This is a genomic window from Borrelia hispanica CRI (genome assembly GCF_000500065.1).
GTDB lineage: Bacteria > Spirochaetota > Spirochaetia > Borreliales > Borreliaceae > Borrelia > Borrelia hispanica.
In genome coordinates this window covers 72,803-91,209 of the sequence record NZ_AYOU01000163.1, presented here as the reverse complement: position 1 = coordinate 91,209, position 18,407 = coordinate 72,803, and the positions used below count along the sequence as shown (strand labels likewise).

The 18,407-nt window shown below is 31.7% G+C and carries 11 protein-coding genes, 2 tRNA genes and 3 rRNA genes; 6 read left to right on the top strand and 10 right to left on the bottom strand.

What is annotated here, in order from left to right; all coding sequences use genetic code 11:
* Positions 1-6 precede the first annotated feature (6 nt).
* From U880_RS0107375 to U880_RS0107350, 5 genes are all read right to left on the bottom strand, one after another.
* Positions 7-936 (bottom strand): GGDEF domain-containing response regulator, encoded by a 930-nt coding sequence (locus tag U880_RS0107375; protein WP_024655398.1) that lies wholly within the window; start codon positions 934-936, stop codon positions 7-9.
* Positions 936-5,381: a response regulator gene (locus U880_RS0107370; protein ID WP_038359642.1), complete on the bottom strand. Its 4,446-nt coding sequence runs from the start codon at positions 5,379-5,381 to the stop codon at positions 936-938. The genes U880_RS0107375 and U880_RS0107370 overlap by 1 nt, the downstream gene beginning before the upstream one ends.
* A gap of 59 nt (positions 5,382-5,440) precedes the next feature.
* Positions 5,441-5,551: ribosomal RNA gene (rrf, locus tag U880_RS0107365) — 5S ribosomal RNA — on the bottom strand.
* 22 nt (positions 5,552-5,573) lie between these two features.
* Positions 5,574-8,513 (bottom strand): 23S ribosomal RNA (locus U880_RS0107360).
* A 142-nt stretch (positions 8,514-8,655) separates the two neighbouring features.
* Complete coding sequence (locus U880_RS0107350) at positions 8,656-9,492, bottom strand: Cof-type HAD-IIB family hydrolase (RefSeq protein WP_024655396.1); 837 nt, start codon at positions 9,490-9,492, stop codon at positions 8,656-8,658.
* A 136-nt stretch (positions 9,493-9,628) separates the two neighbouring features.
* On the opposite strand from U880_RS0107350, the gene hpt reads away from it, so the two are divergent.
* The 3 genes from hpt to purB are packed head-to-tail and all read left to right on the top strand — an operon-like array spanning position 9,629 to position 12,825.
* Positions 9,629-10,153, top strand: a complete 525-nt coding sequence (hpt, locus tag U880_RS0107345) for a hypoxanthine phosphoribosyltransferase (RefSeq protein WP_024655395.1) — start codon at positions 9,629-9,631, stop codon at positions 10,151-10,153.
* A 9-nt stretch (positions 10,154-10,162) separates the two neighbouring features.
* Positions 10,163-11,446 (top strand): adenylosuccinate synthase, encoded by a 1,284-nt coding sequence (locus U880_RS0107340; RefSeq protein ID WP_024655394.1) that lies wholly within the window; start codon positions 10,163-10,165, stop codon positions 11,444-11,446.
* Positions 11,431-12,825, top strand: a complete 1,395-nt coding sequence (gene purB / locus U880_RS0107335) for an adenylosuccinate lyase (protein WP_024655393.1) — start codon at positions 11,431-11,433, stop codon at positions 12,823-12,825. The genes U880_RS0107340 and purB overlap by 16 nt, the downstream gene beginning before the upstream one ends.
* Before the next feature lie 5 nt (positions 12,826-12,830).
* Here purB and U880_RS0107330 read toward each other — a convergent pair whose 3' ends face one another.
* The gene (locus U880_RS0107330) at positions 12,831-13,385 is read right to left on the bottom strand and encodes a DNA-3-methyladenine glycosylase (RefSeq protein ID WP_024655392.1); all 555 of its coding nucleotides are present in this window, start codon (positions 13,383-13,385) and stop codon (positions 12,831-12,833) included.
* A gap of 166 nt (positions 13,386-13,551) precedes the next feature.
* Here U880_RS0107330 and U880_RS0107325 point away from each other — a divergent pair.
* A tRNA-Ile gene (locus U880_RS0107325) sits at positions 13,552-13,625 on the top strand.
* A gap of 275 nt (positions 13,626-13,900) precedes the next feature.
* Here U880_RS0107325 and U880_RS0107320 read toward each other — a convergent pair.
* The 3 genes from U880_RS0107320 to rsmI all read right to left on the bottom strand — a co-directional run bounded on the left by U880_RS0107320 (position 13,901) and on the right by rsmI (position 16,662).
* A tRNA-Ala gene (locus U880_RS0107320) sits at positions 13,901-13,975 on the bottom strand.
* 71 nt (positions 13,976-14,046) lie between these two features.
* Positions 14,047-15,583, bottom strand: a 16S ribosomal RNA gene (locus U880_RS0107315).
* 404 nt (positions 15,584-15,987) lie between these two features.
* Positions 15,988-16,662, bottom strand: a complete 675-nt coding sequence (rsmI, locus tag U880_RS0107310; RefSeq protein WP_024655391.1) for a 16S rRNA (cytidine(1402)-2'-O)-methyltransferase — start codon at positions 16,660-16,662, stop codon at positions 15,988-15,990.
* A gap of 251 nt (positions 16,663-16,913) precedes the next feature.
* On the opposite strand from rsmI, the gene U880_RS0107305 reads away from it, so the two are divergent.
* Positions 16,914-17,231 carry a hypothetical protein gene (locus tag U880_RS0107305; protein ID WP_024655390.1) on the top strand — a complete coding sequence of 106 codons (318 nt, stop codon included), beginning with the start codon at positions 16,914-16,916 and terminating at the stop codon, positions 17,229-17,231.
* 6 nt (positions 17,232-17,237) lie between these two features.
* On the opposite strand, the gene U880_RS0107300 is transcribed toward U880_RS0107305, so the two are convergent.
* Entirely contained in the window at positions 17,238-17,627 is a 390-nt protein-coding gene (locus tag U880_RS0107300) for a DUF1893 domain-containing protein (RefSeq protein WP_012538183.1), read from the bottom strand.
* 113 nt (positions 17,628-17,740) lie between these two features.
* On the opposite strand from U880_RS0107300, the gene U880_RS0107295 reads away from it, so the two are divergent.
* Positions 17,741-18,319: a YigZ family protein gene (locus tag U880_RS0107295; RefSeq protein ID WP_024655389.1), complete on the top strand. Its 579-nt coding sequence runs from the start codon at positions 17,741-17,743 to the stop codon at positions 18,317-18,319.
* Positions 18,320-18,407 lie beyond the last annotated feature (88 nt).

Below are 18,407 nucleotides of genomic sequence, written 5' to 3'. Positions count from 1 at the left end.
TAATAGTCAATATTTAAATTGATTACGTCCCGAAATTTTAGCTTCGTATAACTTATCATCAGCAAGTTTAATAATATTAGTAAAATTGGAATCTTGCGGAACTTGTTCTGCAAGTCCAATTGAAACTGTAACAAAATGAGAAATATTACTATACTCATGAACTATTTCTAAATTTCTAATATCCTCAATTAAAACACTAACAATCTTAATCATTTCTTCTAAATTTTTATTGACAGCAAATAAAATAAACTCCTCACCACCATAACGTGCAATATCTATCTTATATTTCACAGCAATCTTATTTAAACTTTTGGCTATTAATTTAAGACATTCATCACCATTGGTATGTCCATAATTGTCATTATATTTCTTAAAATAATCAATATCTAACATCCCCACAATAACATTATCTTTATGTTCCAATGCTTGCATCCACGATTTAGCAAATTTATCTGTAAAAAACCTTCTATTAGGAATTTGAGTTAAACCATCAATTCTTGCAAGATTTTTAAAATAATCCCTAAGCCTTTTAAGTTCAAGATGAGTCTTAATTCTGGCATTAATAATTCTTCCATTAAAAGGTTTTAAAATATAATCTACACCACCAACATTAAATCCTTCAAGTTGTGCATCAGTAGAATTTCTTGAACTTATAAATATCACAGCAATATCTCTAGTCTCAGGATCATTTTTAAGTCTTCTACAAACCTCATAACCACTAACATCTGGAAGTAACACATCAAGAAGTATCAAATCTGGTTTATCAATTTCTACTTGTTTCAAAGCATCAAATCCATTTAGTGCAACTCTAATATCATAATCATTCTGCAAAATATCTATTAACAAATCTAAATTTGTAGGCGTATCATCTACAAGCAATAACTTTTGAGGTTCAATCGCAATTTCATCAAAGTTATCTAAAATTATACCTTTCATCACGATTTTTCTATCCTATTATGGCTCATCATACGTTTGATAATGTCAACACTTTCCTTAAAATTATATACCCTTAAACATTCAACAAGAGAATCAAACAACACAATATTATCATTATCCCAATGATATTTTTTAAGGGTTTCAAGAATTTTTCTATATTCTTTTGGATTTCTATTTTCTATCTCATTTAAAAGTTTTTGCATAATAATTAAAAAGTCATCGTTACTTTGAAATTCTAATTTTTCATAACCATCAATATCAACAACATTTAATATCCGATCCCTTATATTTTTAACAAGCATAACCAAATTTTGACGTGCTTTAGAATATAGTACTCTTAGTTCTTCTATTGAATCTGTACCATTTTCAATTTGTTTAAAATCATCAAATAAATTACTACGCATATTACCAAGAGCACCTGCTATTGAATGTGCTAACTCTTTTATTAATACCACATTATTTAAATTAAATGCCTCATCTAAATCATGTATAATATTATCACTCATAACAACAAACCCTCTACATAAATCAATATACATGTCATACGAAATATTCAAATCTTGCAAAGCACGATTAATATCCAAATTATTCAATTTATCTAAATTTTCATCTTCTACAATATTATTATTCTTCACCTCATCAATATATAAATATTTTTTTAATATGCATTTAATTGAATTAATGTGTATAGGTTTTGCAAGATAATCATTCATTCCACTCTCCAAACACCTATCTTTATATTCCCTTAAAGCATGGGCAGTAACAGCTATTAGCACACATGAATTTAAATTATTTTGTTTTTCATATCTTCGTATTTCTTCAGATACTGTAAATCCATTACATTTGGGCATTCTTATGTCAACAAAAGCAATATCATATCTATTAGTTTTTAAATAATCAATGGCCTTCAAACCATCATCCACAATATCTATAGAATCTTCTCTAACACCTATAACAATCAAAATATTTTTTAAAATTTTTTGATTAATTTCATTATCCTCGGCTATCAATATACAAATATTATCCTTAAGCTTAAAAATACCAGAATCATCAGTTAATGGAGCATCTACAAGTGAACCATTTAGAATCCAATCAGAATAAAAATCCCACCTTTTAAAAGGTTTTTGAATATATTCATATTTAAAATCAATACTCTCTTCATTCTTCAAATAATAGAACACAAATATTATTTTTGCATCTAAATTTAATTTTTCAAGACGTTCAGCAAATTTTAAACACTTTTGTAAATCAGCATTATTAACATTTATAAAAATAAAATCATAATAAGGATATTTACAACACTCTTCATAAGCATCCTCATAAGAATAAAAATTACATACGTTATCCTTATAATCAAGAATTTCACTTATTTCATTTAATAAGACAACGGCTTTCTTACTTGAAAATAAAGTTAAAATTTTTTTATTTCTAATCAATTTAAATTTACTTTTCTCTTTATCTTTAATCTCATTACCTAAAACAAAAGGCAACATAAATGAAAAAGTTGTCCCTTTGCCTACCTCACTCTCAACAGTAATACCAGGGCCACCCATTAAACTGACAAGCTTTCTAGATATAGCAAGTCCAAGTCCCGTTCCTTCATATTCTTTTGCATCAAAGTCATCTCCCTGTTTGAATAATTCAAATATTACGGGTATATTTCCTTTTTTAATTCCTTTACCAGTATCAGTTACTTTAAATTCAATGGCAAAAATTCTATCACCATTATCATCTTCTCTAGTACATATAATTTCATAGTTTATAATTATGATTCCTTCCTTAGTAAACTTAAAAGCATTGCTTATCAAATTAATAAGTACTTTCTTAAGTCTAGACCTATCTCCTATCAAATAATTTGTTAAATCTGATTTTGAATAAAAAATTAAATCAAGATTACTTTTTGCGCTTTGAGACTGAAAACTTTTTACAACTTCTTCAATCTCATATTCTAGATTTATTTCATTATTTTCAATATATATACCATTCATATCTATTTTAGAGATATACAATATTTCATCAATCAAAGAAAGTAATGAAGTAGATGAATAATTGATCATTTGCACATATTCTTTTTGAACACCTAAAAGATCTGTATTATCTAAAAGTTCGGTAGCTGCTATTATGCCATTAATGGGAGTACGAATGTCATGACTCATACTTGCTAAAAAAATAGTCTTAGCAACAATAGCATCTTCAATAACTTTTTTTTCACTAATTACAGAAGAATACATTTTTTTTCTAAAACCTATTTCTTGCAATAATCTGAATAAGAAAAACATTAAAATAGTTAAAACAAAAAAAACAATCGTTAAAACTAACATGCCAGACTTTTTTAATTTCATGTCTTTAGAACTTTCATGAACATTAAATACCCAATCATCAAAATATAATTTATTATTAACATTTGTGCGGAATAAAATTTTTTGTATAATTCTTCTTAAAATATAATCTTGATTATAAACAGCAATATTTAAATCAAATGATAAATCCGATACATTAACAATTTTTTCAAGATCTCTAACATTTAAATCTTCAAAATTAATAGTAGCAGTATACTCATCACTAAGAATGCCATCAACTTTTCCCCTGTATATCAAATCCAAAGCCTCTTTAAAACTCTCTACTTGTACTAATTGTGCTCCTATTTGGGTTTCCAATTTATTAGAATATAAAAAGTTAAGCACTGCTATACGATCAGATGATTTAGGAATAAATAAATTAGTTTTTTGTGAAAAAATATATAAAGGAATTCCTGAAACTGATTTAATATTAAAAACATAATCTAAATTTGCACTATCCAAATTAGAAGACAAAATATCTATTTGACCATTCTTAATTAAATCTTTAAGTTCACGCTCACGTACATTAATAATATTAAAATCCACATTTGTTAATCTTTTTATCTTTTTAATTAACCATTCATTTATTCCCTTATAACGACCAGAATTCACATAATCAACAGGATACCAATTCTTAACAGCAAGATTTAATTTTTTATTGTGTTCCAACCAAATTTTTTCTTCAATATTAAAGTTACTGTTATTTATATGGCTATAACAACTATTTTGATAATCTTCAATCTCACTTTGAGTAAACCAATTTTTATCTATCTCTAATAAAGTATCAAATAAGATATTTGATGTTAATGCATCTAGCATATACGAGAACAACTGTAATTTGCGAATATTACTAGCTAATATTAAAGGTTTTTGTACATTAAAACTTAAATCTTTAAATTTTAATATATTATTATATCCATGCAACCTCAATAAATAGTTTGTAGTAATTGAATTTTCTATAAACCCATATGAATTATTTATTATATCTGCAAAATTATTAACTATATCTGTATTTTTATCTAACCTTATGCCACTTAAGTGAAAATCAACAATTTGTGAATTGAAGATTTTATCACTATTTCTAGAATTTGTTAAGTAAAAATTAAAATCAAGCATACATATTGGATCTGTTGCTTTATATATTTTTGAAGTCAAAATATTATTATCTTCAATAATACCACCCCAAACAGATATATCTTTATCATCCAGACTCAACTTAATACTTTCCTTTGGAAATCCTACAAATTTTAAAGAAAAAGCATATTCTCTAGAGAGATCATTCCATAAATCAACTAAAATTCCTGATAATTGACCTTTAGAATTAATAAAACTTAAAGGGGGATAATCATTATATATTCCAACATCAAGATTAAATAAGTAATCTAACTCTTTAAAAGAAGCATATTCTTTTTTAGAGAGAGCTTTCATATAACTTAAGAGATCAATATCTAGATTCTTCAGTCCATTAGCAGCTTTTTTACTAATAGCAACCCGTATGCCAAAACTATAAAAATAGTCAGAATTAAATACCTTTAAAAAAGATGGATCAAAATAAATATGCCACAAAAAATACAATGATTTGTAACTTCCATATATTAGATCAATTTTGTTATCTCTTAATGCCGAAAATAACTGTTGTGTATCTGAGAATAAAACAACATTATCAATATGCCCATGCAACTTCAAAATATCTTTATATATGCTATTTTTTACAACTCCTACACGAAATTCTTTTGAAAGAAATGGATTTGTAATTTTTTGCTTTTCCTTTGAATTATAAACCAATGCCGTTACACATTTGCCAATCTCATTTTTAAAATACAGATGTTCACTTAAATCTGAATTATATGTTAATCCCAAATAAACCACATCGTCTTCTATTGTGCTTTGATCAACATAATCAATGGCCTCCACACTAATCTCATAATGATGATCTTGTGCCCATTTGTTAAGAAGATAAAAAATCATACCTGTCATCTTACCTTCTTGGTTTTTGTAATATAAAGGATAATATTGATCTACAAGCTTAAATTTTAGAGTTTGTTTGGCTGACAAACTGACATAAGAAAAAAAAAGTAAAAATAAAAAAATTTTCAAATTGCACATAATTATGCTACTTACATGTTTTAAAATACACACTAATAGTATAATAAAACGAAAAAAAACCCTGGCAATAACTTACTCTCCCGCGAACTCGCAGTACCATCAGCGAATAAGAGCTTAACTTCTGTGTTCGGAATGATAACAGGTGTTTCCTCTTTTCTTTAATCACCAGGGTATTTACAGGAAGACAAAAATATGGTCAAAGATTCGGGTAATTAGTATTAGTCAGCTTAATATATTACTATACTTACACTTCTAACCTATCAACCTGGTATTCTTCCAGGACCCTCTCAATAGGATATCTAATCTTGAGGAAGGCTTCCCACTTAGATGCTTTCAGCGGTTATCCCTTCCGAACGTAGCTACCCAGCACTTACCCTTGGCAGGATAACTGGTAAACCAGAGGTTCGTCCATCTCGGTCCTCTCGTACTAGAGATAGAGCCTCTCAAATATCCAACGCTTGTGGCAGATAGGGACCAAACTGTCTCACGACGTTCTGAACCCAGCTCGCGTACCGCTTTAAATGGCGAACAGCCATACCCTTAGGACCTGCTCCAGCCCTAGGATGCGATGAGCCGACATCGAGGTGCCAAACCCTTCCGTCGATATGAACTCTTGGGAAGGATAAGCCTGTTATCCCCGGAGTACCTTTTATTCGTTAAGTGACGGCGCTTCCACTCGCCACCGCCAGATCACTAAGACCTACTTTCGTATCTGCTCGACTTGTCAGTCTCACAGTTAAGCTACCTTATGCCTTTACACTTACAGAGTGATTTCCAACCACTCTAAGGTAACCTTTGCGCACCTCCGTTACTCTTTGGGAGGCGACCGCCCCAGTCAAACTACCCACCTGGCACTCTCCTCATATCACTATGAGTTAGAAACTTAATTAAACAAGGGTGGTATTTCAAGTGCGACTCCACTATCCCTAACGAGATAGCTTCAAAGTCTCCCACCTATCCTACACATATTTAACCAAACCTCAATACCAGGCTATAGTAAAGGTTCACGGGGTCTTTCCGTCTAACCACAAGTAATCGGCATCTTCACCGATACTTCAATTTCACCGAGCTCCACGTTGAGACAGCGTCCAAATCGTTACACCATTCGTGCGGGTCGGAACTTACCCGACAAGGAATTTCGCTACCTTAGGACCGTTATAGTTACGGCCGCCGTTTACTGGGGCTTAAATTTAATGCTTCGCTTTAACACTAACATTTCCTCTTAACCTTCCAGCACCGGGCAGGTGTCAGTCCCTATACTTCTCTTTACAGATTTGCAGAGACCTGTGTTTTTGGTAAACAGTCGTTTGGACCATTTTTATGCTACCTAATCTCTTAGGTCATACTTATCCCGAAGTTACGTATGTATTTTGCAGAGTTCCTTAACGTGGATTCTCTCGCGCGCCTTAGAATTTTCATCCCACCTACCTGTGTCGGTTTGCGGTACGGTCCCTTATAGCCTAACCTTAGAAGTTATTTCTTGGCACCTTGACTACCTACATTTCATGTTGCCAAAACAACACTCATCATCACATCTCAGCTCTTTTAGCGGATTTGCCTACTAAAATCAACACCTTAATGCTTAAACTAGGACTACCATCGCCTAGCAGTAGTTAACCTCATGCGTCACTCCAATCGAAACTATAAGAGGTACGGGAATATTAACCCGTTTCCCATCGACTTCGCTCTTCAGCTTTGCCTTAGGGGCCGACTAACCCTGGGAAGACGACCTTCACCCAGGAAACCTTAGGTTTTCGGCGAATGGGGATCTCACCCATTTTTTCGTTACTCATACCTGCATTCTCACTTCTGATACCTCCATCAAACTTCTCAGTTTAACTTCACAAGCTTACAGAACGCTCCTCTACCATTCTAATTAAAATTAGAATCCAAAGCTTCGGTAATGTATTTAGCCCCGTTACATTGTCGGCGCTCAAGTACTCGACCAGTGAGCTATTACGCACTCTTTAAAGGTATGGCTGCTTCTAAGCCAACCTCCTGGCTGTTTACGTACCTAAACATCCTTTTCCACTTAATACATTTTTGAGACCTTAGCTGTTGGTCTGGGTTGTTTCCCTCTCGACCATGGACCTTATCGCCCATAGTCTCACTCCTATTCATCATACAATAGCATTCGGAGTTTAACTGAGTTTGGTACCCTTTGACAGGCCCTAGCTCAATTAGTGCTCTACCTCTATTGCACTAAAATAAGGCTGAACTTAAATCCATTTCGAGGAGAACCAGCTATCTCCGAGTTTGTTTAGCCTTTCACTCCTATTCACAGCTCATCCCTGCCTTTTTAAACAGACTAGGGTTCGGCCCTCCACTTGGTTTCACCCAAGCTTCAGCCTGGCCATAAATAGATCACTCGGCTTCGGGTCTACCACATCTAACTAAATCGCCCGTTTAAGACTCGCTTTCGCTGAGGCTCCAGCACTACTATGCCTTAACCTTGCTAGACATGATAACTCGCAGGTTCATTATGCAAAAGGCACGCCATCACCATGAATATATCACGGCTTTGACTGCTTGTAAGTCCACGGTTTCAGTTCTATTTCACTCCCCTCCCGGGGTTCTTTTCACCTTTCCCTCACGGTACTCTTCACTATCGGTAGCTTTATAGTATTTAGCCTTGGAGAGTGGTCTCCCCAGCTTCAGACAAGGTTTCTCGTGTCCCGTCCTACTTAGGAACATCTTTAAGAAGATATTTATATTTAAATTACAGGGCTGTCACCTTCTCTGGCTAACTTTTCCAAGCTATTCTTCTATATAAATATTTTGTAACTTCTCAGCTTATTGCAGACTAAGCTCCAAGCGTCCTACAACCCTCTAAATGCAACGCTCTGCAGCTTGACACATTTAAAGTTTAGGCTACTCCCCTTTCGCTCGCCACTACTTAGGGAATCTCTTTGATTTCTTTTCCTCAGGGTACTTAGATGGTTCACTTCCCCTGGTATAGCCTCTACCACATAAGCAGTAGATAATTAGCATCTAACTAATTGGATTACTCCATTCGGTAATCTTGGGATCATAGAATGTTTGCTTCTCCCCCCAAGCTTTTCGCAGCTTACCACGACCTTCTTCGCCTTAAAGCTCCTAGGCATCCACCATAGACTCTTTATTACTTTGACCATATTTTTATCTTCCATCTCTAACTTGCCAATCGTTTATACAACATAAAATAATATATACTTTTAATTTTACTATGTCAATACCATTATTACACTTTTTATCAAATCTTTTTTTAATCTTAAAAAAAGAATAAAAACAAAAATTAATTAATATCAAGATCAAAAAATTCTATTAAAAATTTTGCAACTCCATCATCATCATTACAAAATTTTGTAAGCTCATTGTTTGGCAAACTACTCTTAATACGATCATGTGCATTTTTCATTAAAATGCCCTTACCAACATTTTTCAACATTTCATAATCATTGCCATTATCACCAAATGCCAAAATAGAATCCAGGCCAATACATTCATACAAAGAAATATTTTTAATAGCATTATATTTGCTAGCATCAACATTTGTAATTTCAAAAAGATCATTAGCAGAATAAAACATGCTTATGCCTTCAAAATTTTTCTCTCTAATTGTATTTGCAAATTCTTCAAGTCTCAATAAATCATGAGAATAATAAACTATCTTAGAACAAGAGCTTATTTTAAGCTCAGATAAATCAGTAATAATTGGTTTTATTCCCAAATTACGAATAAAATGATTCATAATTGGACTTCTAATCTCTCCATCAGAATACCAATCATGAAGATCATAAAGATTAATATCAATACCTTTTCTATTGACCTTAAAAATTTCTCTTACTATACCATAATCAATACTACATCTTAATAAAAGATCATTATTGAAAAATATTTCAGAACCATTAGCTGTTACAATATAGCTCTCATTAATTCTTAAGTCTTTAAGCTGCAGCAAAACATCTCTAATTTCATATAATCGTCTACCAGTCGCAATAATTATATGAAAATCATCTCTCAACTTTAATAAAACCTTAAAAGTTAATGGGGTAATTTCATGATTATTATTAAGCAAAGTCCCATCAAGATCAAAAACCAACATCTTATACTTTTCATAATTGGCATTCATTTTAATATCCTCTTTTTAAATAAATGATATCACATCAAATTTACGAGGCATAGTTTTGCCTTGAATTAAATCAATAAAAAAAATATAATTATTATGTCTACAAAGGTTAAAAATAGCGAGTTAAATGTAAAGATTAATGAGTGATAAGATTTCAACTCTGTTTACAGAGAAAAAAATAAAAAGCAAAATCAAAGAATTAGCTCAAAAAATTAGAAATTATTATAAAGACAAAAATAATGTGGTTTTTATATCGCTTCTCAAGGGTTCTTTCATGTTCTTTGCAGATATTACAAGAGAAATTGGGCTTAACGTAAAAATAGATTTTTTGCAAGCTTCAAGTTATGGAAACAAAACCCTATCTTCATTAAACGTGTTGATAAAAAAAGACATTGAAATTAACATAGAAAACTGTTATGTAATAATATTTGATGACATCGTAGACACTGGACTTACATATAAAAAAATAATTGCACACTTACAAACTAAAAAACCCAAAGAAATCAAAATTTGTACGCTTTTTAACAAACCATCTAGAAGACTCACAGAAATAAAAATAGACTATACAGGTTTTGAAATTCAAAATGATTTCATCGTAGGATATGGTATTGATTTTAATGAAAAGCATAGAACTCTTCGAAGTGTAGCAAAAATAAATCAATAGGAGATAGGAATGGCAATTTATGCAGTTGTTGGAACTCAATGGGGTGATGAAGGAAAGGGAAAAATTATAGACTTTCTCTCATCAAAAATAGATTATGTTGTAAGATTTAACGGGGGAAATAATGCCGGGCACACAATAGTTGTAAATGACAAAAAATTCATTTTCAATTTATTACCATCAGGTGTGTTGCAAGGAGCAAAATGTATACTAGGACCTAGCGTAGTAATTGATCCATTAATTTTAATTCAAGAACTTGAACTACTCAAAAATAATAATATCAAAACTGAAATATTCATAAGTGATAAAGCACACATAATAATGCCCTACCATATTAAATTTGATGAACTTAGTGAACAAAAAAAAGGTATCCATAAAATTGGCACTACAAAAAAGGGCATTGGGCCATGCTACGCTGACAAGATCAACAGAATAGGAATCAGAACTATTGATTTACTAAGCACAGAAATTTTTGCAAAAAAATTAAAGACAAATTTAGAAGAAAAAAATCAAATTATAGAAAAAATATATAACGATAAACCCTTAGACTATGACGATATTTTAAATACATATAAAAAATATATAGAAATACTCAAATCTCTAATTACTAATACAGAAAAAATATTACATAATGCCATAAATTCAGGAAAACACATTCTAATAGAAGGAGCACAAGGCACAATGCTTGATATTGAACATGGAACATTTCCATTTGTAACTTCAAGCAACACATTAATTACAGCAGCAGCAGGATGTGGTATTCCCATATCAAAAATCAAACAAAAAATTGGAATAATAAAAGCATTCTCATCAAGAGTCGGCTTGGGACCTTTTGTAACAGAAATATCAAATTCTATTGGAGATATAATTCGAGAAAAAGGACAAGAATACGGGTCAACAACAAAAAGACCAAGAAGAATTGGCTGGCTTGATCTCTTGACAATAAAAAAAGCAATAAGTCTCAATGAACTAAATTATCTAGCACTAACAAAATTAGACATATTAAATAATATCGAATACCTTAAAATTTGCACAGCCTATGAATTTCAAGGTAAAATATATGACTATATACCTACTTCTTGCGAAACAATTGAAAAAGTTAGACCTATATATAAAGTTTTTAAAGGATTTAAAGAAGATATCAGTAATATTAAAAATTATGATGATCTGCCTATTGAAGCTAGAGCATATATTGAATTTATAGAAAAAGAAGTAGGTATTAAAATTTCAATTTTATCTGTTGGATCAGAAAGAGAAAAAACAATTTTTAGGAATCAAGAGTGGAGCAATATTTAAACCCATTAAAATCAAGATATGCAAGCAAAGAAATGCTCTATATTTTTTCACCTAAATTTAAGTACACTACATGGAGAAAATTATGGTATAACTTGGCTTTGGTACAACAAGAATTAGGAATAAACATCAATAATGATCAACTTAATGAACTATATAAACAAATTGAAAACATTGACTTTAAACTCGTAGAAAAATACGAGAAAAAATTCCAACATGAAGTTATGGCACATCTTTATGCTTATGCTGATTTAGTTGGAGAAGATGCTAAAAAAATTTTACATCTTGGTGTCACAAGTGCATATTTGATGGATAACACGGATTTAATCCAAATCAAAGAAGCTTTATTATTAATTGAAAAAAAATTAACAGAAATTATCATAATCTTAAAGCAATTTTCAATAAAATATAAAGATCTAGCAACACTTGCATATACACATTTACAAGAAGCACAACTAACAACTCTTGGAAAAAGAAGTAGTTTATGGCTTCAAAGTCTAATTTTTGATTTTAGAGAACTTAAATTCATAATTTCAAATATGTGTTTTAGAGGAGTAAAGGGAACAGTTGGTAATCAAAGCAGTTTTAAAGAATTATTTCTCTCTAATTTCGACAAAGTAAAAGCTCTAGATATTAATCTCGCAAAAAAAATGGGATTTGAAAAAGTTTACAAAATAACTGGGCAAACTTATGATCGAAAATTTGACTCATCAATCCTGAACTTTTTAAGCAACCTAGCCCAAAGTGCTCACAAAATTACCAATGACATCAGATTTATGCAACATCTTAGAGAAATTGAAGAAAATTTTGAAAAACATCAAATAGGTTCATCAGCAATGCCTTATAAAAGAAATCCTATTTACAGTGAAAGAGTAGCTTCTCTTGCTAAATTCATAATAAGTCTACAATCAAGTGGTGGACTTATAGCAACAACTCAATGGCTTGAGAGAACCTTAGATGATTCGGCCTGCAAAAGACTAAACATTCCTCAAGCATTTTTGGCTACTGATGCTATTTTGATACTACTCAATAAAATATTTAGCAATATTAAGGTAAACGAACGAATAATTGAAAAACATGTTCAAACAGAAATGCCATTTATCTTGACGGAAGATATACTAATGAAAGCAACAAAAAATGGCGGTGATAGACAAATCTTACATGAAAAGATAAGAACTTATGCAATGCAAGTAAAGGAAAATTTATACTTAGGAAAAAACGAAAACAATTTAATTCAATTAATTCTCAACGATAAAAGTTTTAAGTTAACATCCAAAGATATAAATGAAATCTTAAATCCAAATCAAAATATAGGATTTGCACCATCTCAAGTTGAAGATTTTATAAAAGAAATAATTGATCCCATTATCAAAAATCAATAACCAAGTTAATATTTAGAAACAAATTTATTACCCTTTATATAAAATCTCCAAAGTTTATTTGCATACTCTTCACCTGCATAATGAATATTTATTCTCTTTGCACATACAATTTCAAAATTTAAAGATAAACTCTTCCTTAAAAAAAGCTTATTATCATTAAGCAAATCTATTTTGTTAAATTTTAAATCTATATTTAAAAATTTAGTAAGTTTACCAGGTCCATTAGTAAATATCCCATCAATTTTTGGAGAAATAGGCTCAATTCCTCTTATCAAAACAGCATGGGGATCATGTTCATCAGATGCCACAACATTTAACATATAATATATACCATAGATCATATAAATATAAGCATATCCCCCAACATTATACATAGCACTAGTACGATTCGTTATTGTACCACCATAAGCATGACAAGCCTTATCAATGACACCCATATAGGCTTCTGTTTCAACAATTCTTGAAATAATCTCTCTCTCATTTATTTTTCTAACTAATAAATGTCCAAGTAAGGATCGAGCCACAATAACAGCATCTTGCATAAAAAATTCTCTATTCATTAATACAATTCTAAACAAAACAAAAACCAAATTCAAAATTTATCATAATGAAAACATATGTTAAATAACAATTCAAAAAATAGCATAAATCATAATAGAAAAATAAACCGTATATTGACAAACATAATAAAGTTCAATAGAATCTTAAAGGGTAAGAATATTTTAGGGGATCATAGCTCAGGTGGTTAGAGCGCAGGTCTGATAAACCTGAGGTCGAAGGTTCAACTCCTCCTGGTCCCAATTTACTAAGACTCTTCTAAATAAGCATCCAAGTACTTAAAGTAATGTCTTACGCTTAGTAATTTACAAGTCCTAAATCCACATCTTTAAAATCAAATTAGGATCACATATCATAACTTACCATACGTCAACAACTTTACTTAATGAAAAACGTAATAAAAAATAACTTGTCTAGATAATAAAATTAGAATGGTTTTTTAACAATTTTAAACTTAGCTATAACTAACATAGCATTACCCCTAATTACAACCTCCATTTATTCGACCTAAAATAAATGGAGGTTGAGGGACTCGAACCCTCGACCCCCGGCTTGCAAAGCCGGTGCTCTGAACCAACTGAGCTAAACCCCCAAAAACAGTCTTTGAAAAGACAAAGGAAGAGTTAAAACATAATTTACCTTTAAATAATACCTTTCTCTTAGAAAGGAGGTGATCCAGCCACACTTTCCAGTACGGCTACCTTGTTACGACTTCACCCCCCTCACTAAACATACCTTAGATACCTTCCTCCCTTGCGGGTTAGAATAATAGCTTCGGGTATCCTCAACTCGGGTGGTGTGACGGGCGGTGTGTACAAGGCCCGAGAACGTATTCACCGTATCATTCTGATATACGATTACTAGCGATTCCAACTTCATGAAGTCGAGTTTCAGACTTCAATCTGGACTGAGACCTGCTTTATGCGTTTTGCTTCACATCACTGTTTCGCATCGCTTTGTACAGGCCATTGTAGCACGTGTGTAGCCCAGGACATAAGGGCCATGATGATTTGACGTCATCCTCACCTTCCTCCGGCTTATCACCGGCAGTCTCGTCTGAGTCCCCATCTTTACATGCTGGTAACAGACAATAAGGGTTGCGCTCGTTGCGGGACTTAACCCAACACCTCACAGCACGAGCTGACGACAACCATGCAGCACCTGTATACAGACCCCAAACGGGGAATAGTTATCTCTAACTACATCCTGTATATGTCAAGCCCTGGTAAGGTTCCTCGCGTATCATCGAATTAAACCACATGCTCCACCGCTTGTGCGGGCCCCCGTCAATTCCTTTGAGTTTCACTCTTGCGAGCATACTCCCCAGGCGGCACACTTAACACGTTAGCTTCGGTACTAACCTCTCGATTAACACCAAGTGTGCATCGTTTACAGCGTAGACTACCAGGGTATCTAATCCTGTTTGCTCCCTACGCTTTCGTGACTCAGCGTCAGTCTTGACCTAGAAGTTCGCCTTCGCCTCTGGTATTCTTCCTGATATCAACAGATTCCACCCTTACACCAGGAATTCTAACTTCCCCTATCAGACTCTAGTCATGCAGTTTCTAGCATAGCTCCACAGTTGAGCTGTGGTATTTTACGCATAGACTTGCATATCCGCCTACTCACCCTTTACGCCCAATAATCCCGAACAACGCTCGCCCCTTACGTATTACCGCGGCTGCTGGCACGTAATTAGCCGGGGCTTATTCATAAATTAACGTCATCACCTTGTCATTTCCTACAAAGCTTATTCCTCATTTATAAAAGAACTTTACAATCTTTCGACCTTCTTCGTTCACGCAGTGTCGCTCCGTCAGGCTTTCGCCCATTGCGGAAGATTCTTAGCTGCTGCCTCCCGTAGGAGTCTGGACCGTATCTCAGTTCCAGTGTGACCGTTCACCCTCTCAGGCCGGTTACTTATCATAGCCTTGGTAGGCTCTTACCCTACCAACTAGCTAATAAGACGCAGACTCATCTACAAGCGAAGCTTTAAAGGCTTCCTTTCATCAATTGACAGCTCAACTGACCTTATTCGGTATTAGCTACTATTTCTAATAGTTATCCCCATCTCATAGGTAGATTATCCACGCGTTACTCACCCGTTCGCCACTGAATGTATTGCTACATCCCGTCTGACTTGCATGCTTAAGACGCACTGCCAGCGTTAGTTCTAAGCCAGGATCAAACTCTTCGTTATTTTTATTTCTAATTTAAAAAATTAACAGGTTATGTATTTATTTGGCTTATTAAACCTTACTTAACTCTTCCCTTCTCTTTTCTTCCAATTTATAATATCAACTCTTACTACTTTATAACATACTCTATTCTTTGTCAATACTTAATCTTTATTTTTTATACCATTATTTCAAAGAAAATATTATCATACTATATAATTTTCCTATATATAATTAATCGATTAACTATATCAAATATTAACCATACTCGCATATCTATCATAATACTCACTTCTTAAAATTACACCCACAACATCTTAAATCCAATCTTGTTAACTAATAACATCACTTTCAACATTAAAAAATGTTTAAATTCGCCAGAAAAAAAAATTTCATCCTTAAAATCAAACCTTAGTTTAAAATAACATCAGTTTTTAGACTTTCTACTAACCAAAATTGTAAATTCTCCTTTATCTTTATTATGCCCTTCAAAATATTTTCTCAATTCCAAAGGTTTACCAATTTTATATTCTTCATATAACTTAGTCATCTCACGACCAACAAGAACATTGGCATTTAAATCTACTAAAGAAATTTCAGACAATAATTTTAAAATTCTATGACTAGATTCAAGCAAAATAAATGCATCTCCTCTATAATAAAGTTCTTCAATGCGCTTTACCCTTTTAACTCCTTTATTTGGCAAAAATCCTTCAAATACTATGACTTTATCTCTAAAAGGATTAACACTAATTACTGTATTAAAAGAGCTAATACCCGGAATAGGACACACTTTATATCCATTTTTAAATGCTGCATCAACAAGCAAACTACCAGGATCACTAAGACAAGGGGTTCCCGCATCACTAACAAAAGCCACATTGCTTCCACTAGACAAATAACTTAACAATAAATCAATTCGCTTACATTCTGTTATAGCATTACAAGAAATTAACTTTTTAACAATACCATAATGAGATAAAAGCCGCCTAGCAATTCTTGTATCCTCAGCAAATATAACATCAACCAACTTCAAAATATCAATTGCACGATATGTAATATCACCTAAATTACCTATAGGCGTTCCCACAATATATAACACATGATCTCCTTAAGAGTTTAATATCAATATAGCAAAAACCAAATTACCTTAATATTGTCTAATAATAATATTTAATACTCAATGGGATTTCATGTAAAATTGCATAAAAATTAAATCATCCGTAAAACACATAACACTGCAATAAAAATATCTAGTTTTTATATACTCATATAAGAAAATACTCATTTTTATGTTATATTTATATTATTACTTAAATTTCACAACTGAAAACTAAAAGGCGGTAAAGTTTTATGTTAAAACTTGTTAGAAAGATATTTGTAATCTATTTTTTATGCATCACGCTTGCTGGACTTGCTATGGTTTTCATTGACAGTAAATTTTCTGAAAAACAAACAATTCAAGATGGAAAAAGTCAAATTACAAAACACACAATAAGTCCAAATTTAATTATGCTTACTTCTGCAGTAGGAGGGTTTTTAGGAACTTATTCTGGAATATGGCTTTTTAATTATGAAAAAGATAACTTTTACTTAAGCTGGGGAAGTTTATTAATATTAATATATAACATAGGGCTAGTAATTTCTATATATTCCAAAACAAGGGAATAGATAAATTTAAAAATTACTCACAATAATTCCTCTTTTAATAAGATATTTATAAACTTCTTCTGGATTTTCCAAACTCTCAATTAAATTTTCTGTTTTATCATTTATCCTCTCTACCAGCTTTTTAAAACTTACCCGTATTCCTCTACTTTCTAAAAAGTCTTTAGCTGGTTGTGAAATAACACCTGCTTGAACATTTTGAAGCCCAATATTATAAATAATAACAGCGGCTGCCTTGCCTACAATTTTATCATAAATCTCTAAACCTTCTTTATTCTGAATATACTTATTAATAAAATTATCAACCTCTAAAAGGGGCTTTAAACCTCTCTCCATATTAGAGTAAAGTATTCTATGCTCTTTAAATAACCTCAATGTAGGATTTAAACCTGATATCATTTCAAAACCCTCTTAAACACTTGTACCCAAAATTAATAAAAATAATCTTTATTAATGATATACATAAATTAAAAATACTTCAACACAAAAAAGATGATATATTATTAAATTAAATGATGTTAATTCCTAAAGAAAATATTTATTCAAAAATTGAAGTCAAAAAATCAATTTTCTTATCATACATTTTCCAAGTAAGTACAAGAGAAGAAATAAATAAAATATTAAAAGAATACAAATTAAAATTTAAAACTGCAACTCATATTGTCTATGGATTTAGAATCGGCAACTTAAATTCGTTTACAAATGGAATGAGTGATGATAAAGAACCCAAACATACAGCTGGGAAACCAACTTTGGAAGCCATATTAAACAAAAATTTAACAGATACTCTTATTATTACAGTACGATATTTCGGTGGCACTCTACTTGGCAAACAAGGCTTAAACAAAGCATATTCTAAATCAGCATACGAAGTAATAAATAAAACAAATTTAATAGAAAAAGAAGAAAATGAAATATTATCTCTTAATCTAAACTACAATCAATACAATTTACTAACACGAATGCAAAACAAAATTGGAATTAAAATTATAGATGCAAGCTTTTTAGATAAGATACACACTAAAATCCAATTTAACACAAAAAATAAAAACAGTATCCTTGAATTTTTACAAGGAAATTCACTTTTATAAGTTTATTTACGTTTAATTAAATTCACTATATAATTCTATTACAATTTAGACATTTAATAGAATCGAATGCCTAAATTGTAGATATTGT

Coding starts and splice junctions, on each gene's coding strand:
- hpt (WP_024655395.1), top strand. CDS start 9,629: ATGAGTGATAAGATTTCAACTCTGTTTACAGAGAAAAAAATAAAAAGC.
- U880_RS0107375 (WP_024655398.1), bottom strand. CDS start 936: ATGAAAGGTATAATTTTAGATAACTTTGATGAAATTGCGATTGAACCT.
- U880_RS0107350 (WP_024655396.1), bottom strand. CDS start 9,492: ATGAATGCCAATTATGAAAAGTATAAGATGTTGGTTTTTGATCTTGAT.
- U880_RS0107370 (WP_038359642.1), bottom strand. CDS start 5,381: ATGTGCAATTTGAAAATTTTTTTATTTTTACTTTTTTTTTCTTATGTC.
- U880_RS0107330 (WP_024655392.1), bottom strand. CDS start 13,385: ATGAATAGAGAATTTTTTATGCAAGATGCTGTTATTGTGGCTCGATCC.
- U880_RS0107295 (WP_024655389.1), top strand. CDS start 17,741: ATGATGTTAATTCCTAAAGAAAATATTTATTCAAAAATTGAAGTCAAA.
- U880_RS0107300 (WP_012538183.1), bottom strand. CDS start 17,627: ATGATATCAGGTTTAAATCCTACATTGAGGTTATTTAAAGAGCATAGA.
- U880_RS0107340 (WP_024655394.1), top strand. CDS start 10,163: ATGGCAATTTATGCAGTTGTTGGAACTCAATGGGGTGATGAAGGAAAG.
- U880_RS0107305 (WP_024655390.1), top strand. CDS start 16,914: ATGTTAAAACTTGTTAGAAAGATATTTGTAATCTATTTTTTATGCATC.